General features: G+C 51.1%; 7 protein-coding genes. 2 read left to right on the top strand and 5 right to left on the bottom strand.

Annotated elements, in window-relative coordinates; all coding sequences use genetic code 11:
• Window positions 1-178: 178 nt before the first annotated feature.
• Both ACFSX3_RS12455 and ACFSX3_RS12450 read right to left on the bottom strand, forming a co-directional pair.
• Entirely contained in the window at window positions 179-8,299 is an 8,121-nt protein-coding gene (locus ACFSX3_RS12455) for an endo-1,4-beta-xylanase (protein ID WP_209992365.1), read from the bottom strand.
• 246 nt (window positions 8,300-8,545) lie between these two features.
• The gene (locus tag ACFSX3_RS12450) at window positions 8,546-9,895 is read right to left on the bottom strand and encodes a glucuronoxylanase (RefSeq protein ID WP_209992366.1); all 1,350 of its coding nucleotides are present in this window, start codon (window positions 9,893-9,895) and stop codon (window positions 8,546-8,548) included.
• Window positions 9,896-10,144: 249 nt separating this feature from the next.
• Here ACFSX3_RS12450 and ACFSX3_RS12445 point away from each other — a divergent pair, with 249 nt between their 5' ends.
• The gene (locus tag ACFSX3_RS12445; RefSeq protein ID WP_209992367.1) at window positions 10,145-11,002 is read left to right on the top strand and encodes a helix-turn-helix domain-containing protein; all 858 of its coding nucleotides are present in this window, start codon (window positions 10,145-10,147) and stop codon (window positions 11,000-11,002) included.
• 97 nt (window positions 11,003-11,099) lie between these two features.
• On the opposite strand, the gene ACFSX3_RS12440 is transcribed toward ACFSX3_RS12445, so the two are convergent.
• Window positions 11,100-13,076 carry a hypothetical protein gene (locus ACFSX3_RS12440; protein WP_209992368.1) on the bottom strand — a complete coding sequence of 659 codons (1,977 nt, stop codon included), beginning with the start codon at window positions 13,074-13,076 and terminating at the stop codon, window positions 11,100-11,102.
• Between the two features lie 148 nt (window positions 13,077-13,224).
• Here ACFSX3_RS12440 and ACFSX3_RS12435 point away from each other — a divergent pair, with 148 nt between their 5' ends.
• Window positions 13,225-14,067, top strand: a complete 843-nt coding sequence (locus ACFSX3_RS12435; RefSeq protein ID WP_209992369.1) for a helix-turn-helix domain-containing protein — start codon at window positions 13,225-13,227, stop codon at window positions 14,065-14,067.
• 9 nt (window positions 14,068-14,076) lie between these two features.
• Here the strand turns inward: ACFSX3_RS12435 and ACFSX3_RS12430 are convergent, their stop codons facing one another.
• Both ACFSX3_RS12430 and ACFSX3_RS12425 read right to left on the bottom strand, forming a co-directional pair.
• A complete protein-coding gene (locus tag ACFSX3_RS12430) occupies window positions 14,077-16,734 on the bottom strand; it encodes an ABC transporter permease (protein ID WP_209992370.1) in 2,658 nt (885 codons plus the stop codon).
• Entirely contained in the window at window positions 16,727-17,416 is a 690-nt protein-coding gene (locus ACFSX3_RS12425; RefSeq protein WP_209992371.1) for an ABC transporter ATP-binding protein, read from the bottom strand. The genes ACFSX3_RS12430 and ACFSX3_RS12425 overlap by 8 nt, the downstream gene beginning before the upstream one ends.
• Between the last annotated feature and the right edge of the window lie 52 nt (window positions 17,417-17,468).

Genomic DNA, 17,468 nt, shown 5'->3' with positions numbered 1-17,468 from the left:
GCGGAATGTGCGTGTGACGGAATATCCAGGACGGGGAGTTGGCGCCCTATGGAGGTATGCGGGAAGTATATCTTACTAAAAATACCCCTCCGGCCAGCCAACGTCTATCCCATTCTTTCGTGGGTGTAGACGTTGGCTACCATTGGGGCAGTGCTTCTCTCAACCTAACTTACGGGTGTTACTTCTGCAGTATGCGGAAGATCATGACAGCAGCTTCCGCCCGCGTAGCGGTTCCGGTGGGATGGAGGGATTTCCCGTCTCCCCGGACAATTCCCTCTTGGACCAGTGCCGCTACACTATTAATGGCATACTTCGCCACCTTCATTCTATCTGTGTAGCCGGCCAGGTCTCCGGCACTGCCGCCGGCAGATAATTTGTTCACCGCCTTCAAGGCTCTGGCTGCAATCACCATCATATCCTGCCGCGTAATTTCGCCCTTCGGATTGAAATGGTTGCCGTCCATTCCATTGATAATCCCCAGCTGCTTCGCAATACTGAGCGCTTCATAATAGTAGGCTCCCTGGCTTACGTCTGCAAAGCCGGAACCGGATTCCGCTTCGAGACCCAAGGCTCTCACTACCAGCAGCACAAAGTCCGCTCTCGTAATGTTCTTCTCCGGGCTGAAGGTGGCCGCGGAGGTTCCTTGGATGATGCCCAGACTGTACAGTGTGTCAATCGCCTCCGAAGCCCAACTGTATTTGGCAACTACATCTTTGAACGGGCTGGCTGGCACTGGTGCCGGTGTCGCTGGTGCCTGCGACGGGGCCGGTGTTGCTGTTGTTCCCGGCGCCCGTGTTGGTGTCGGCGTCGATACCGGCACGGATGTTGGCACAGATGTTGATACTGATGTTGGTACTGGTGTCGGTACTGGCGTTGGCACAGGTGTCGGTACCGGCGTTGGTTCTGCGCCGTTATTGCTTAGCGTAGTTACCGAGATAGCGGGACCGTCTGTACTCCAGTTCCCTGCCGCATCCACGGCCTGCACAGAGAAGTTATATCCTGTTCCCGGCGCCAGTCCGGTTACCTCATAACGGTGCGTTGTTCCAGGCAACTCCGCGATTTTCACTGATCCTCTATAGAGTTTATAGCCCGTCACTCCCGTATCGTCGGCAGCGTCCGTCCAGGTTAACGTAAGGCCGGTTGCCGTGATCCGTGAGGCTTCAAGCTTGCTTCCCGCTGTCCAAGCCGGAGGTGTCGTATCCGCAGCGGGCAGTGTAGCCGCGGAAACCGAAGGTCCACCGGCACTCCAATTGCCGCCGGTATCGACTGCCTCCACTGTGAACGTATACTGCGTACCCGGCATAAGTCCTGTTACCTGATGACTGTATACAGCGCCGGTAACCGTCTCCGTATACACGGCATCCGTAACCGTAACCGGCTTGTCACCGGTTCCATTCGTAATCCGGTAACCGGCGATACCGCTCTCGTCCGATGCCGTAGCCGACCATGTCAGAGTCAATCCCTTGCTTGTAATGCCAGAAGCTTCAAGCGTACTTCCTTCTGCCCATACCGGTGGTGTAGTATCTGAAGTCGGTAGTGTAGTTACCGGGACGGAAGGTCCGTCCTTGCTCCAGTTCCCGGCAGCATCTCCGGCTTCCACCTTGAAGGTGTACTGCGTATTGGGCATAAGTCCGGTCACCTGATGGCGATATACCGCTCCGCTTACAGTCTCTTCCGGTTCAATGCCGGTTATCATCACCGGTTCAGCATCTACTCCGTTGTAGATCCGGTAGCTGGTGACTCCAAGATTATCCGCTGCCGCCTGCCACGACAAGGTAACTCCGGTGCTGGTGATATCAGTGGCTTCAAGCTTGCTTCCCTCCGCCCAGGTTGGCGGAGTCTGATCTCCCTTGCCGCTGAGGGTCAGGCTGCCGAATACCTCTGTCGATTTCGACGCTCTGCCGATCAGATCATTCCAGGTGGCTACGCCGATCAGATTGGCTCCGTTTGCGTTATTCACCTGCGCATCGAACCGGATCTGTGTCCCGTTCTCCGGTGTGATGGTGCGGAACGGAATCTTCATTTCCACCATATAATCCGTTCCGGCCGTTACCGCTGCTGATTCGAAGCCCGGGGAGGTCGCCGGAGTCGAATTACTGAGGAACTTGAAGGACTGCTCTCCGGCATAGTTGACCCGGTATTGTCCATCATCCTCACGGTACGGCCAGGCGTTGACGCGGTCTTCATCCACGTAGGCTTCTACTGAATCCTGCTTTGTCTTATCTGTATTGTTTTTGCTTAGCTGCTTATCCTTCACCTGGAACAGCACATACAGATTCTCCTCGTCCCACAGCGTCCGGGCTATGCCGGCCGTTTCTGCTGTGGCCATCAGATGGTTGTCGATTTGAATTTCAGGCGCATTCTTCCAGATGTCGTCCATGCTTCCGTCAATATCCGGTGTCCCGTAGAGCGCCGTAGAGCTCTTGGTTTCGGGCGTAATATAGAGCGGATGCTCTGCCAGATACTTCTCAGGGTCGATAATTGCGTAATAGGCAGGCTTCGGTGCCAGAGAACTAAGGAATGGCAGCGGATTCTGGCTGGATCTCCAGCTTGAGCTGTCCGTGTAACCCCAGAGGGTGACACGCGCGATTTTATCGGCATGCTTCTTATAGATCTGGAACAATTGGGCATACAGGCTAGCCTGCTTCTCCGCCCACTCCGGGGAGAGGGAAGAATTCATTCCCGCCAGCACATCCAGTTCACTGATAGAGATTTCCACGCCCAGGGAAGCATACTTCTCAATGGCTGCTTCTACATTGGCGGGCTTGGTTCTCATGTCATAGTGGGACTGCAGCCCAATGCCGTCAACCAGCAGCTTGCCCGGATGGGCATCGGCATAACGGTCATTCATCTCTTTGACCATGTCGTGGATAGCGTCCCGCTTCTCAGGGAATTCATCATTGAAATCATTGTAATACAGCTTGATCCCTTTCAAATTCTGGTTGTTGTCTACCACTTCCCGTGCGGCCAGGAAGGCCTGCTCCACGAAGTCTGGACCTACGGAATAATACCAAGGCGACTTCCGCAGTGCATCCTTCCAGTCGGATACTGCCGGAGGTCCGTCCTGCATCGCCTCATTGACCACATCCCAGGAGATCACCGAATCCTTGTAATGCTCCATGACAGTACGGATATGGGTTTTCATATTTACCAGAGCTTCACTGCGGCTAAGATAGACCGGATTCCCCGTCCCATCCTTAACGGCATTGCCTGAGGCATCCACCTGCTGCGTGAACCACGCCGGGGTCTGGCTATGCCATACCAGTACATGACCGTGCACTTCCATTCCCATCGCCAGGGATTTGGTAATCATGTCGTCAGACCTCGTGAACGTGTAGGTCCCCTTGGTCTTCTGCAGTGCATCCGGCTTCATCTCATTTTCGAAGGTCACGCTGTTGAAATGATAATTGAAGAACGCATTCTGTCCGTTGCCCGGGTTAATGTCATTATTGCCCGGCACATTGCCCAGCAGGAAGTCGTTCTTATAGACATCCTTAAGCGAAGCAATCGTCTGGAGCCCCGTATCCTCGAAGCCGAAGTCGTCAATATAGTAGGCTGCAACAGCACTGTTAGGGCTCTCTACATATAAAGTGACATCATCATGCAGATAACGGTACGTCCCCTCCAGCTTCACCCAATCTCCGCCTGCACTGACCGTCTGTGTAGCCAGACTGACATAGTACGGCGTAGTTGCATTGACCTGTGCCGTCAGCTTGAGCTGTGCGCTTGCCGGACTGATCAGCTTCACCCATACTGTTGTTTTGTACTCATTGCCAATCGTGACAAGGTCCTTCACATTCACGGACGGTCCGTCCGAATTGGCTGCTCTGCCTGTAACCTTCAGGGCATAAGCTCCGCCCGGGGTATGATTGGCTTCCTGGGTAGGTGCAACCGTTACGCCTGCGCTTCCCTTCGGCTGGAAGCCCTGAACTGTCTGATCCTCGAAATCTCTTACCGCCTTCATCCCCGCTGCAATAGTGAACGGGCTGACCTTTACACTGACACTTCCCTTAGTTACAGTCAGCGTGAATCCGCCTCCCTGGAGAGTAATAGCGGTCTTCACTCCCAGTTGCTTCAGCGCTTCATTGCCATCCAGAATAGCCTGTGCTTTGGCCATCAGCTTAGTGTTGTCTTCACCCTCTACTGCATTAGGAACGGTAATTCGGTTGCCAATCAAGGCCGCAGCTTCCTCTACCGCCTGCTGATCTGCAGTAATTTCCCCACTCTCTCCCAGCGTCTTCGCTAGGGTAACCCCCGAGAAGGTGACTTTGAAGTCCGTTACTGCGCTGGTATTGGTTCCGTACAACTGCACCTTGGCATCCTTGAAGAAGTCCGGGGTATACGTTGAAGGATTCCCCATCGTCAGCCAGGAAGAACCGCTGTTCGTTGAGAAATATCCTTGAACCACATTGCCTTCCTTTACAATCCGCAGATAATAGTTGGTACCGCTCAGATTAGTCTGATTGGTATTGTTTGAGAAGGGCTGAGTACCTATCAACCCAGAATTATTCACTTTGATATTGTTGCTTACCTTCCTGGCATTGATTCTGTAGAACTCCCCGCTTGAAGTGCGGCTGATGCCAAGTCCTGCTTGGGAATTCTCACCCATACTCGAATCATTCAGCGGTTTGTCTACCGTAAGCTTCGCTGTAAGCGTCCAGTTGCCTTCGGCCGAACCCGGCATCTGCAGCATATTATGACTGCCCGGATATTCCGTGCCGCTCTTCAAGGTCTGGATGGCCGCACCCTCAGCACTATAGCTAAGTGCGGTCTGCGGATCAGCCGGATTCACAACCTCCCAGCCCGCCGGAAGGCCAGCCGCAAAGTCGATAATTTCGTTCGTACTGAAAAAGATTTTATAAGTCCTGATCTGTTCGCCTTTGACGAACCGGACCACTGCCGTTCCTTGCGCACTGTCCGCTTGCGAGATACTTACGATTTCAGCCGGGTCGCTCGTGACCGCCGTTACCTTCGGTATGGCGTTCCCCGAAACCGTATACTTATACTCGTAATTGGAGGCATCGAAGTTAGACGGCTGAACGCCATCCACGAAAATATTGCGCGAAGCCACGGCCTCCGGCGTCAGTGACAGCTGATCGGCATACAGGATGTTGGCATCCTTCGCATACACCGCCATCACCACCTTGGCCGTACCTGACGGCTCATCATAGGTAAACGGAGCATTAGGCGTCTCATGCCAGTCCGCCACCTTCACATCCACGGGCTGGAAGGAGCTTAAACTGAGCGGTCCGCCCTCCAGAATACGTCCGACAAACTTGCCACCAGTCCAGTATGCAGGATCACCAGCTTCCCGGGCTGCATAAGGTTCCGGCATATCACGGCTATTGATTGGCGTCATGCCGAGCTGGGTCCCGTTCTGGTCGTAGTACACCAGCGCCGCTTCCACATCCCCCGGATGCTCCGCAGCGAGATCATAGCTCTCCGGCCGGCTCATCATGGAGAGGAAATAACCCTTGAAGTTATAGCTCTCTCCCTTGCTCAGCTTACCGGTAACATCCTGCCACATTCCGTCATACTGCTCCGCAGCGTCGATGCGGCCGGCAAGCTTGCCGGAACCGGCAACCTTCGAGGTGGAGCTGTTCTTCAGGTAACGTGACAGACCCGAATAGCTCTGTATGGTATCCGCTGTTAACACGGGTCCTGAGGCAACAGGCTCAAAGGTTCCCTTGTTGTAACGGCCCGTAGACCAGTTGTCTGTATTGGAAGCGTTCGCCGTATCAAAATCTCCATTGAGCAGCAGGTTCCCCGGAATGGATACTGTAGAATTATTCGCAGCAGCACTCCAGTCGGAATCGCCTGCTCCGAACAGGAAGCGGTCAACGGTGATGGTACCCGCAGTTCCGTTCGGCTCAGCCACAATATACAGATCCTTATGGCCGTAAGCGCTAAGATCACCTGTATCGACCATGTCCTGGAATTTGCCGTATACGTCATTGGCCGGTACCGGAATTTCCGCTACACGCGTGCCTTGGGACAGGATATCGTCGCTGCTGCCCACAGCGCTTCCCACCGGAAGCACATAAGCGGCAAGCTTGCCTCCTTGGGCTGATTTACTCTGGGCGGTCAGGTACAATAAGTGTCTGCGCACAACACCGCCGTTCGCGGAGCCATCTGCAAAATTCAAATTTTTGTAGGCGAGGTACTTGCCGACACCGAGTGTCACGGCCTCTTCAGCGCGTCCTGCACTACCTGCACTGTCGCCAGGTATACTATTGTCATTCCCCTCTGCTTCCAGTGTGGAGAAGATGTCGCGTTCCCCGTCCAGCCCCTGATAGGTGGCAAAAGTGCCCTTGGACGGAACAACCGTCACAACGCTGGCCGACGGAATATCAATGACGAACTTGCCGCCCGATACCGGAATCGTACCCAGCTTCTTCTGGTTCTCGCTTCCCGAGGTGCGGAACACCGTCACACTATCTGTTCCTGCCGGGAAGTCCTTCAGATTGAATTCCAGCGGCTGAACGCTGTCATCATTGCTCGCATTCGATACCGTCATCGAGAAATCACCCGTAGCCGGATTCTTGAAGCCGACCACGTTCAGATCGGGCGCGGGTACGCGTGTAACATCAAAGCGCACATCACCGGGATTCATGAACCGGGAGAAATGACCATAGCTGTAAAAGCGCTTGAACAACCGGTATTCACCGGTCAATGTGCTGATCCGTCCCGGCTCCTGCTGGGAGTTGGTCGTCACGAAGCGGATGAGGTCAGAGCCGTCCGCGCCGTTGCTGTCCCACATGCTCCACCAGACAAAGCCGGTGAAGCCCGGGTTGCTGGTGAACATATTGGTCATCAGATTAGACCAGCGCACGGCATCATTAATATTCTGATTGCCATAGCGCTGCGTATACGCGCCAGCCGATCCATCACCGGTGTCCTGGTTCATGAATTCTGCCTGCCAGAGCTTATACTTAGTCAGATATTCGGGATACTTGCTTCCATCCTTGGTGTAATCCAGAGGACTCTTGGAGAAATCCCCGGTGTGGTACAGCTTGTTCTCATCCGTACCGATGCCAACTGTACCGTAGAGATGGGTAGTGAATACATCGAGATAGGGATTCTTGTCGAGCGCATTATCCGGGTCCGTCTGCGAGAATACCTCGCCGCCTCTGCTTAAGGAAGCGCCCAGATTGGTGCCGTCCACTGCGGCAAGCTGGGGAATGAAGTCAATGAGCTTGCCTTCCGGGTTCTTAATATCATAGAGGTCGCCGCCAGGCTGCATCGATTTTTTCAAGGCAGGTCCGATGTAACCGTTAATCAGTTCCGTAACGTAAGCAGCTGAGCCGCCCGCCAGATCGACTTCGTTGAAGGGATTGATGTGGGTAACCGGAATCCCATACTGCTCCCACATGCCGCGGATATAATTGACAAGATAATCTGCATAGGCCTGATAGTATATTTTGACCGGTTTCCCGCCAATGGTGGCGATGTCGCCACGGACAATTTTGCTGGGAGAATTGGTGTTGGATTGACTCATCCAGTAGGGTACGGTCCAGGTGCAGGCGTAGAATTGCTTGACGCCATATTGCATCGCCTGGCGCATGGTCCAGACCTGATCGATATCGAACAGCTCTTTGCGTGTACGCGGGGAATTCTTGATGACTACAGGCTGTTCACCGGGCTTACTGAGGAGATTGGTCGGTCCGCCGTCGTCATTGCCGATCGGCTGATTCCAGGAGGGATAATCCCATACAAAGTCTTGCACAGGTACAAGCGTTCCAGGAGCATGCTCCGGTTCAACCGGCCAGATGCTGTCGGTATTGCCGTCGTAATAGCGGTTCTCCGCTTCGATCTTGTAGCCGTATTGGCCTGCTGTTCCACGCAGAGGAATAGCGTTCCCCTCAATGTCGAAGCCGGGATTATTCACATCGGCCAGGAGGCTGGTGAGCGGGTTGAACCCCGGGCTGGCCGCAGTAGCCCCGGAAGTCGTCAGGCCGCCGTTGTCACCGATGATCACCCGGACAATGTCGTGGCCTGTACCCTTCTGTTCACTGAAGGTCAGATCCAGCAGATGCCGGACCGTATCCTGATGGCCGGCCGAAGCGAGCTGCAGCATATGGACGGAATCCGTATACGCATAGGCGGCTCCTACACCATCCATCGTCTGATAGCTCTTGTACCAATCGGCGGTTACCTGTGCCGGAGCAATAGCAGCCTGCATGGCAGCAGCCGGAGCAGCTTGAAGGGGGTTAGAGAATGGCATAGGGGTAATGACGGATAGCAGCAGCACACCAGCCATTGAAACTGAGAGTGCCTTTCTCCTGATCTTTTTACTCATCCTAGAGATTCCTCCTCTTGTATGCGCTTACATTGTTTTGCCTGGTAATATCCTAACAAATCAGATTGTACATTTGTAGAAGAAGGATGCACGATTCATTTTAAAATAACACTATTCTCTTTCAAATTTAAACGATAACCCGGAACACCAAAAATCCCGGCCTATAAACGCACTATACAAGCTACGATTTACAGGCCGGGATGCTGAGTCTATCTGCGTTTAAGTCATAAATGCTGCGACTGTATTCTACTGGGCAAGAACTTCCTCAGCCAAGGCAGGATCTACTTCAATGTCATAGATTGCATCCGTTACCGAGCTTCTGCTGCTTCCGAGTGTGGCTACGAAGGTAGTTACACTAAGCGCAGGGAGCTGGGCGGTGAAAGCACCGTTCGACACATTAATGTTAGAGCCGGCGGCTACCTTGCGGCTGGCGTCCGTGATCCAGGTGGACACGCTTGAGGCTGTGCCATTCTGCAGGACAAACTTCTGGCTTACAGCCGAAGTGCTTTTATTAATAGCCACAATGACTGCCTTGTTATTGCCCTTATAAGCCGAGACATAGACATTGGTATTCGGGTTCTTCGTTGCGTCTACTCTTACATAACCCGGGCGGACGAACTTGGAGAACTGGGCCATGCTGTCCCCGCGCTTGCTGATACTGCCGTCTTCATTCATCGGGCTGTATTGACGGCGGATATACCACCATACATAAGCCTGGAAATCCCCTTCCACCAGCGCGTTGTGCATATGGTAGGCTACTTCCAGCGCTTCGGGCCACAGGTTGGCCGAGTTGTTATTGCTGTTCGGGTAATAGACCTCGGTCATCCACAGCTCTTTGCCTGCGCCCTTCTGCTTGAAGAGCGGATAGGCAAAGTTGTTCACCTGTGTTCCATACAAATGCGCCCCCAGAATGTCCATATTGGCCAGCGCCTGGGAATCATTCAGAATCGGGTCGGACATATTTTTCAGATATTGAAAGGACTCGGGAGCAATGACCCGGCAGTTAATGGAACCGGCATAATTCTTCATAAAGTTCAGGATTTCGGCAGGCGTCCACCAGGTCCAGGTCTCGGCATAGTCCGGTTCATTCTGCACCGAGATTGCATACAGGTTAACCCCGTTATTCTTCATGTAAGTCACGAAATCATTCAGATGCTGGGCGTACGCGCCGTACTTGTCATATCTGAGCCGCTTGGCTGAGGTATTCCCATTGTGGTTGAAGGTCTCCGTCATACTTGCAGGAGGATTCCAGGGTGAAGCGAAGACGATGGCTCCCTTGGCAACGGCCGCCTTGGCCGTGTCCAGCTCCTTAGACCAGTTATTCTTGTTATCGTCCACAGAGATTCTCAGAATGGATAAGCCCAGCTGGTTCGCTCCGTTGCCGAAGGCGGTCTCCCGCTGCGCAGCCGTCAGATCGCCGATCCAGACCGGGTGGTTGATGCCCCCAAATCCGCGAATTACCTGCTTCTGGGCGGACAGATTGACAGTCACATCGCTGGCTGCTGAAACTTTGGGCGGTGCGGGTACCAACATTGCCGATAGTAAGGTTACAGATGCCAAGATAGTACATAGTGATTTTTTAAACGTTGATCTCATTGCTTCATCTCCTTATTATATGATTTCTGCACAACATTCCTGCCGAATCCTGCCTCTGGTCGCACCTCCTGTCTAATCGAAGCGGCAGCTGTACCCTGTACAGGCTTGTCCTTTTTCCTTGCAACACTTGCAAGCGCTTCCTATTCCTGTATTATATTAAATAGTTGTTATATCGTCGTTGCATATCAGCGATACTATATTGCGCGGATACTGATAATCCTTATATATCCAATTAAAGGAATGGATGCCATGGAGCAGCTTGCCCAGTATGTGTTCACCCCGATCCCCGAAGAAATGATCTGCTTCCACAAATCAACCACCACGGAGCAGCTCAACCCGGCTCAGCCTTACCACCGGCACGACGCCTATGAAATCTACCTGTTCTTGAGAGGCAATACCTATATGTATGTGGAGCAGTCCTGCTACAAGCTCTCCCCCGGCGATCTGCTCCTGATCCGTCCCGGAGAGATGCACCGGTGTGTCTGTGCCGACAACCAGACCTATGAACGGATCGGACTGAACCTGAGAAGATCCGCCCTGCGGCGGCTGTCTAGCAGCCGTACGAACCTGCTGGCCTGCTTCAACGCCTTTCCCTCGGGGCTGAACACGCTGATCCGGCTCTCCCGCGACCAGTGCGCCTTCTATACCAGACTGGCGGACCAATTGATCCATAGCCTTCACTCCGAGGAGTATGGCCAGGATCTGCTGGCCGATTCCTATGCCACCCGGTTGCTTGTATTCATCAACACTCTGCAGCAGTCTTCCGCCTCCCTGCCGCATAATCTCATGCCCGAGCTGGTCCGCCAGACGATGGCTTACATCGAGGAGCATTTGCTCGAACCGATCTACTCCGCCCAGCTGGAGCAGAAATTTCATTACAGTGGCAAATATATAAGCCAGCAATTTAAAGAGCACACGGGACTTACCGTCCGCTCCTATATCGTTAACAAGCGTGTCTCTTTGGCCATGAGCCACCTTACCTCCGGCAAGAGTGTCGCGGCCGCCTGCGAGCTGTCCGGCTTCAGCGATTATGCGAACTTCATCCGCAGCTTCACCAAGGTGGTTGGCATGTCCCCCGGCAGATACCGGGCCAGTAAACTGTCCTGAGTGCCCGGGCATTCTTTTGAAACAAAGAAAGAGGATAACCTCCCGCTGAACCGGGAATCGTTATCCTCTTCGTGTATGTCTTCCGTCCGTACTGGCGCTACTCGCTGTCCGCCTCCCAGTAATCGCCAACCAGACCTTCAATAATACTGCCGCTGGCCCAGGGCATCAGACAGAACCAGGTGCTGGCCGGTGAGCCGTCATTGTAGGTCTCTGTTACCAGCCCTTCGGAATGACAGAAGCGCTCGGACATCCAGCCCGTCAGGCCGTGATCGAATTCCCGGTCATATCTGTTGTAGGTCTGACAGCCCCAGCCGACGGTATCCAGCATCCGCTGCTTCACATACGGAACTTCACGCTGCTTCACATAATAATACAGCTCATCGACCACGCTGCTCGACATGGGATGAATATGCGGATTGGCGACTGAGGTCACGCTCCCCCCGGAGCTGGACCAGCCCACCGTACTGAGCGGCGGCACCTTAACCGGTGAATTATAGGCGAATTTGAAGGTGAACTCGTAAGCAAGCGCATCTCTCATATGATCCAGATACAGCTCATCCCCTGTAAGGGCGTGCAGATATCTGACCGCACGGATATACGCCAGAATCCCTTCAGAATCTACAGCCTTATCCGCATCAAGCGGCGACCCATAACATTCCATTCGTTTCACATAGGTCTCATAATAATGCCGCTCACTGCGCTTCAGGCTGTCCAGATGCGACCGGTTTCCGGTTAGCCAGCTATAGTAGGCTATGGCAGCCATGATCCAGGTCCCGCTGAAGGAATCATATTCAAGCCCGGCACCGGTTCGCTCAGAGAGAATCGTAGGGTATTCACCGTCCGAATTCCGGCTTCTCTCCAGTACAGGGAGAATCTTACGCACGAAGTCCACCCAGTCCTCGTGGATGACATGGTTGAGCCTTTTCTCATATTCATAGGCCTTCATAATATAGAACAAGGCCTGTCCGCACAGATAAGCGGAATGTCCCGGCGTGCGCATCCCGTCAAACCACCAGCCGTGAATGCTCCATTTCCCGTCCTGATAGGCCTCGTAAGGGAGACCGGAAGCCGGATTCAGGGAGTTCCCGATGATATGCTCAATGCAGGAGAGTGCCTGCCCGCGCATAGGCTCATCTCCCAGCCGCAGCGCAGCCATCAGCATAGGAGTGGCTACAGTCAGACCGTTTGTCCAGCTGATGGAGATGATTTTGTTGTACCGGTACCCGCCCGTCTCCTTGTCCTCATAGACAAAGGTTGTGTAGCTCCGGTCCTCAGGCAGCCACGCATATTGATAGATGGCCTTCGACAGATCGGCCGCAGCGGTCCGCAGATCACTGCCAGGTCTTGGAGGCTGATGGTAGCGGGAGTAGACGTCTTCCAGCGCAGCATTAATGCCCAGCTCAGACTCAGCCTTGTAGTCATACAAATCCAGCATGAACGCTACAGACTCTGAGGCCGCCAGTTCGAAGCAGTTCTCCTCCAGAGGTGCCCGTTCCTTGACAAGACGGGATTTGATGAACAGAAGCGGAGCATTCTCATACCCCAGCGTATAGCCGACCGTTCCCTTGGCAAGTGAGCAGGTGAAGCCGCCATACTGCAAGAACTCCCCCTCTAGCCCAGGCTTCCACTGGATCTTCTCTCCCTCCCTGTATATAAAATAAGGGCTGGCGCATAATCCGTACACTTTGCCAGTGTCATGTACAAGCGCTGCAGGGTGTGACAGCCGGTCGCTGCGCACCATCCACCAGGAAGAAGAGGGACGCGCGGGCTGGCCCTCCCTTAATCTTGGAAATTCGTTAGGGACATTCTGCGGAGCTTCTCCCCGGTTGCGGCCATACATAAATGCGGGAAGAAAAAAGCGCGGATCAGCCTTGGCGAACGGCAACTCCACATGAATGACGCCTGACCAGGGCGTGCTGTTAAGATTCGTGAGCTGTACATGAGCCTGAAAGGGCTGCTGTGCACTGCCTGTCCCACCTGTTATCTCAACGGATGCATGTAGTCCATGCCCGTTAAGTCCGGTATATTCAGGATCTTCCTGAGTCTTGCTTCTTGCTGTTACGATCAGTTCCACTATCCTGTCCTCCAGTCTGGTGTATACAATAAAACGCTTGCAAATCATATCTCTTCATGCTAGGATAATGTCATTTTAAAGTAGTTCCAGAGAAGAATCATTGCAGGTTCCGCTGTTATTATTGCGCGAAATGATCCGGAGGTTACCCATGAACGAGCCATTTGAGCTTCGCTATGACCCTATCCATAAAGATTACCTCTACCTGCACAGGACAACCACCTATAATATGGGAACCTTCTATCACCGACATGAAGCGTATGAGCTGTACTTATTTCTGCGCGGCAACGTCAACTTCTATATTGAGAACAGCTGCTACCACCTGCAGCGCGGAGATCTGCTTGTGCTGAACCCGGAAGAAATGCATCGTTCCTTCAGCCAGGATGAATCGGAATATGAACGGATTACGATCAATCTCCAAAAATCTTATCTGCACCGCCTGTCTACTCCGGCTACCCCGCTATCCTGGTGCTTCGACTACCGTCCGAAGGGTAAGGGCAACATCGTTCATCTGGAGGAAGCCGAGCTTCAGCAGGTGCTCCGCTTGACCGGCGATCTGGAGAAGGCCCTCTCATCGGCTGCGTATGGAGCAGATATTATCGCCAACAGTACGCTTGCTCAATTATTAGTGCTGACCAACACCGTGTTTCATAAGACATGCTTCATTCCTGCCGATATCATGCCGGAGCTGGTCCGCAGGACCATGGAGTATATTGATGCCCATCTGGGCCAGACCCTCACGCTTGAGCAGCTTAGCAGCACCTTTCATTTGAACAGCACCTATATCAGCCGCCAGTTCAAACAGCACACAGGCCTGACGCTACGTTCCTACATACTGGATCGCCGGATTTCGTTAGCCAAGGCTTGTCTCCGCGAAGGGCTTAGCCTTACCGAGGCCTGTTATCAATCCGGCTTCAGCGATTATGCCAATTTCATCCGCAGCTTCACCAAGGTGGCCGGAGTGTCCCCGGGTAGATACGCCAGGCAGGAATAGCACTTGCCTCTAATTCTCTCTCCGGAGGGCCTCCACGATATTCACTTTATTTAACTGATACATTGGCCAGATCGTTGCGAGAAGCGTTGTAATTATAGCCCCTGCAAAAGCAATACCGATACTGTACCACGGGATCGTCCAAGCTGTACTCACAGCACCCGCGAAGAGCATTTGAATGCTGTAGCTAAGAGCCGTACCTAAGGTAATTCCAACAACTGAGGCAAACAAACCGTAAAATATACTTTCTAAAACAATCATTTTTCTGACTTCTTTTTGGGTCATCCCGATGGCCTTAAGGACTGCAAACTCCTTCGTCCGAAGGATGAGATTCGTGCTCACGGTATTTACAATGTTCAAGAATGCAATTAACACAATGACACCGATAAAACCGTAAAGGATGATGCTGAAAGTCACTGCGTCGTTTTTGGCTTGAGTGAGCTCCGCTACCCGATCCTGGTAGTTAAACCCGGCGTCTTTTTCAACTAATGCTTTAAGATAATCCGTAATTGCTTGGTTCGGCTGATCAGGATCAGCAAGAATAAAGATTCTTGGATATGCATCGTTACCTGTAATCTTGGAATATACTTTAGACGTTGTGAAGAATGTAATAACTTGACTCTGGGTATATCCCTTCGATAATAAATCTTCATCGACGATTCCAGCCACGGTTACGGTTTGATATTTGTTATGACCTCCCTCAACAGTGTGAATATTGATATGATCTCCCACTTTAAATTGGGTTTGGTCGATAATCAGCTCCTGGCCTTTTTGTGTGATCATGCTTATTTTTTGTTGAACAATAACGCCATTCTCCCGGTTCATTTTCTCCTTGTCGATCGTCCCTGAGATCAGCTTGGATCGCATAGCTTCTAATCCATTATCCCCAAAGGACATAAGGAAATTATTGTCTGTTCTATACCCTTCTCCTTCAGTGACAACGTATCGATCTTTAGTTAATTCATAATATTTCTGATTAATCTTGTCTTTAGGGATAATAGCCGTCACTTGACTATTGTAAAATTTGTAAGATTGTTGCACAGCATCCAGCTTGGCAATGTGCTGATACACCTTATCATCTATCCGCTTTGAAGGACCATCATAGGAAAGTGAGTACGAATACTCGGCACCTGAGACACGTGTTGCTTGCTGTATGAAATTCACCAAACCGCTAAAGACAATAAAAATGATGATGCTGACAATCATGGAAAAGGCTGTAATCCGGAAACGTTTCTTGTTTCGGCGCAGGTTCCTGCTGGCGAATTGCCCTACGATACCAAACAAATTGGTAACGAACAGGGACCTCTTGACCGTTGTGATCCGATCGATCTTTGTGCTCCCCAAATTCTGTAGCGCTTCTAAAGGAGATACGCGGGATGCTTGCTTGGCTGGTCCAATAGCGGACAGAAATACGCTCAGCAAACCTAATACACCAGCTGTGAGTAGAATCGGTACGGAAATGACCATTCTCATATCATTCAAGAAACCTAATGCTAACAAGCTGATATTATAAAACAATACCTTCATAAACAGGGTGCCTGTGAGAATTCCGATGGGTATGCCGATCAAGCTCAGCAGAGCAGCTTCTTGCAAGACAATTTTGCGAATTTGAGCTGGTGTAGCACCAATACATCTCAGCATGCCGAATTGTGATATCCTTTCCAATATAGAGATATTAAAAGTATTATAAATCACGGCAATCGTGCAGATCATAATAATCACAATGACAGCAGCGAATGCCAGAATTAAACTGCTATTCACGCCTTGATAAATGCTTTTACCATATAATCTAAGCAATTCATTATTGTATTCAATCCGCACATTCTTAATGAAGTTATCTTTATCCAGCTGCTTAGCGGCATCATAATCGACCTGACCCAGCTGTAAAGAGGACATCATAGCTTCCGTCTTCTCCTGAACGCCGTTCATAGATTTCATCTTGACATACATAAAATGTTTTTTTTGATTCTCGATGTGTTTATAGTCTTGGAATGTAATGGCAGGAAAGATATACCTGGAGCTCCATGTACTTGACCTCGTTGATTTTAAGAAGCCGACTACAGTATATTCTCGTTGAAATTGCCCCTGAAAAAGTTCGTCAAGATCCCAGCCAAAATCGCCAAGCCCGTTTATTTTTTTCACTTCACCCGTTGACTTCACTTTTCGGAGCCCAAGATTTAATTTAACCTTGTCGCCAAGCTTTGGCTGAGCAGGAAAGTAACGCAGACTTGATGAGGAAAGGATAATTTCAGCCTTGTTCTCCGGCAGTCTGCCTGAATCCAGCTGAACTTGAAGCATCTTCATTGCCTCCGCATCATATCCTTTAACATTCAAATACCGGTACGGTGCAGCGTATGGATCTTCCTGCTTCACCTTCTCTTCTGTCTCTTTAATAACAGCATATCCTTCTCTGCTAACTATACCTGTAGTCTCTACGAATGAATTATTTTTGACTTTCGGGACAGCTTCTCCCTGAATATCATTAATCGAGACATGGTAATCTCCGAAATCTTGCATGGTTTGTCTGATTAACTTATCTCTATAGCTCATTCCAATAGTTCCAATGGATGTTAGGAGCGTAACCGACAAAATAATACCAAGGATCGTAAGTAAGGATCTTTTTTTCTGCCCCTTTAAATATTTCCCGGTAAGTCCAGTGTAGCTATTCAATACGGCTCACCTCATTTGGCTGTTGAAGGACCCCGTCTTCGATTCTTACGATTCGATCTGCAATTTTAGCAATATTTAAATCATGTGTAATCATAATCAAGGTTTGATGATATTTTTTTACGGAGAATGTAAGCAAGTCCATGATTTCCTTACTGCTTTTACTATCCAGATTTCCTGTAGGCTCATCTGCTAAAATAATTGAAGGTTTATTGATTAATGCACGGCCAATCGCCGTTCGTTGCTGTTGTCCGCCTGACAATTCAGAGGGAAGATGATGCTTTCGGTCAGTAAGCCCTAGTAATCCCATTAATTCCTGAACATATTTCTCATCTACCTTTTTATTCTCCAGCAGTAATGGTAACTTGATATTCTCCTCCGTAGATAGGACCGGGATCAAATTATAGGATTGAAAAATAAATCCTATTTTCCGTCTTCGGAATACAGCGAGTTCCTCCTCACTCTTGGCGTAGAGATCCGTACCATCGATGATGACCTGTCCACTGGACGGGCGGTCCACACCACCTAACTGGTGCATCAAGGTGCTTTTCCCTGATCCGCTAGCCCCTACAATAGCGACAAATTCCCCTTGTTGAACAGAAAAATTAATATTTTTCAAAGCTTCAACTTTTGCTTCTGCTTTTCCATAGTTTTTGCATAAATCTATAGTCTTTAGCATTTCCATCTTATTGCCTCCTCGAGCTAATGCTTCACATTGTATATTGGTTATTATAAAT

The organism is Paenibacillus rhizoplanae (genome assembly GCF_042684125.1).
Classification (GTDB): domain Bacteria; phylum Bacillota; class Bacilli; order Paenibacillales; family Paenibacillaceae; genus Paenibacillus_AQ; species Paenibacillus_AQ rhizoplanae.
The sequence above is the reverse complement of the archived record's forward strand: the minus strand, read 5'-3'. Positions and strand labels throughout refer to the sequence as shown.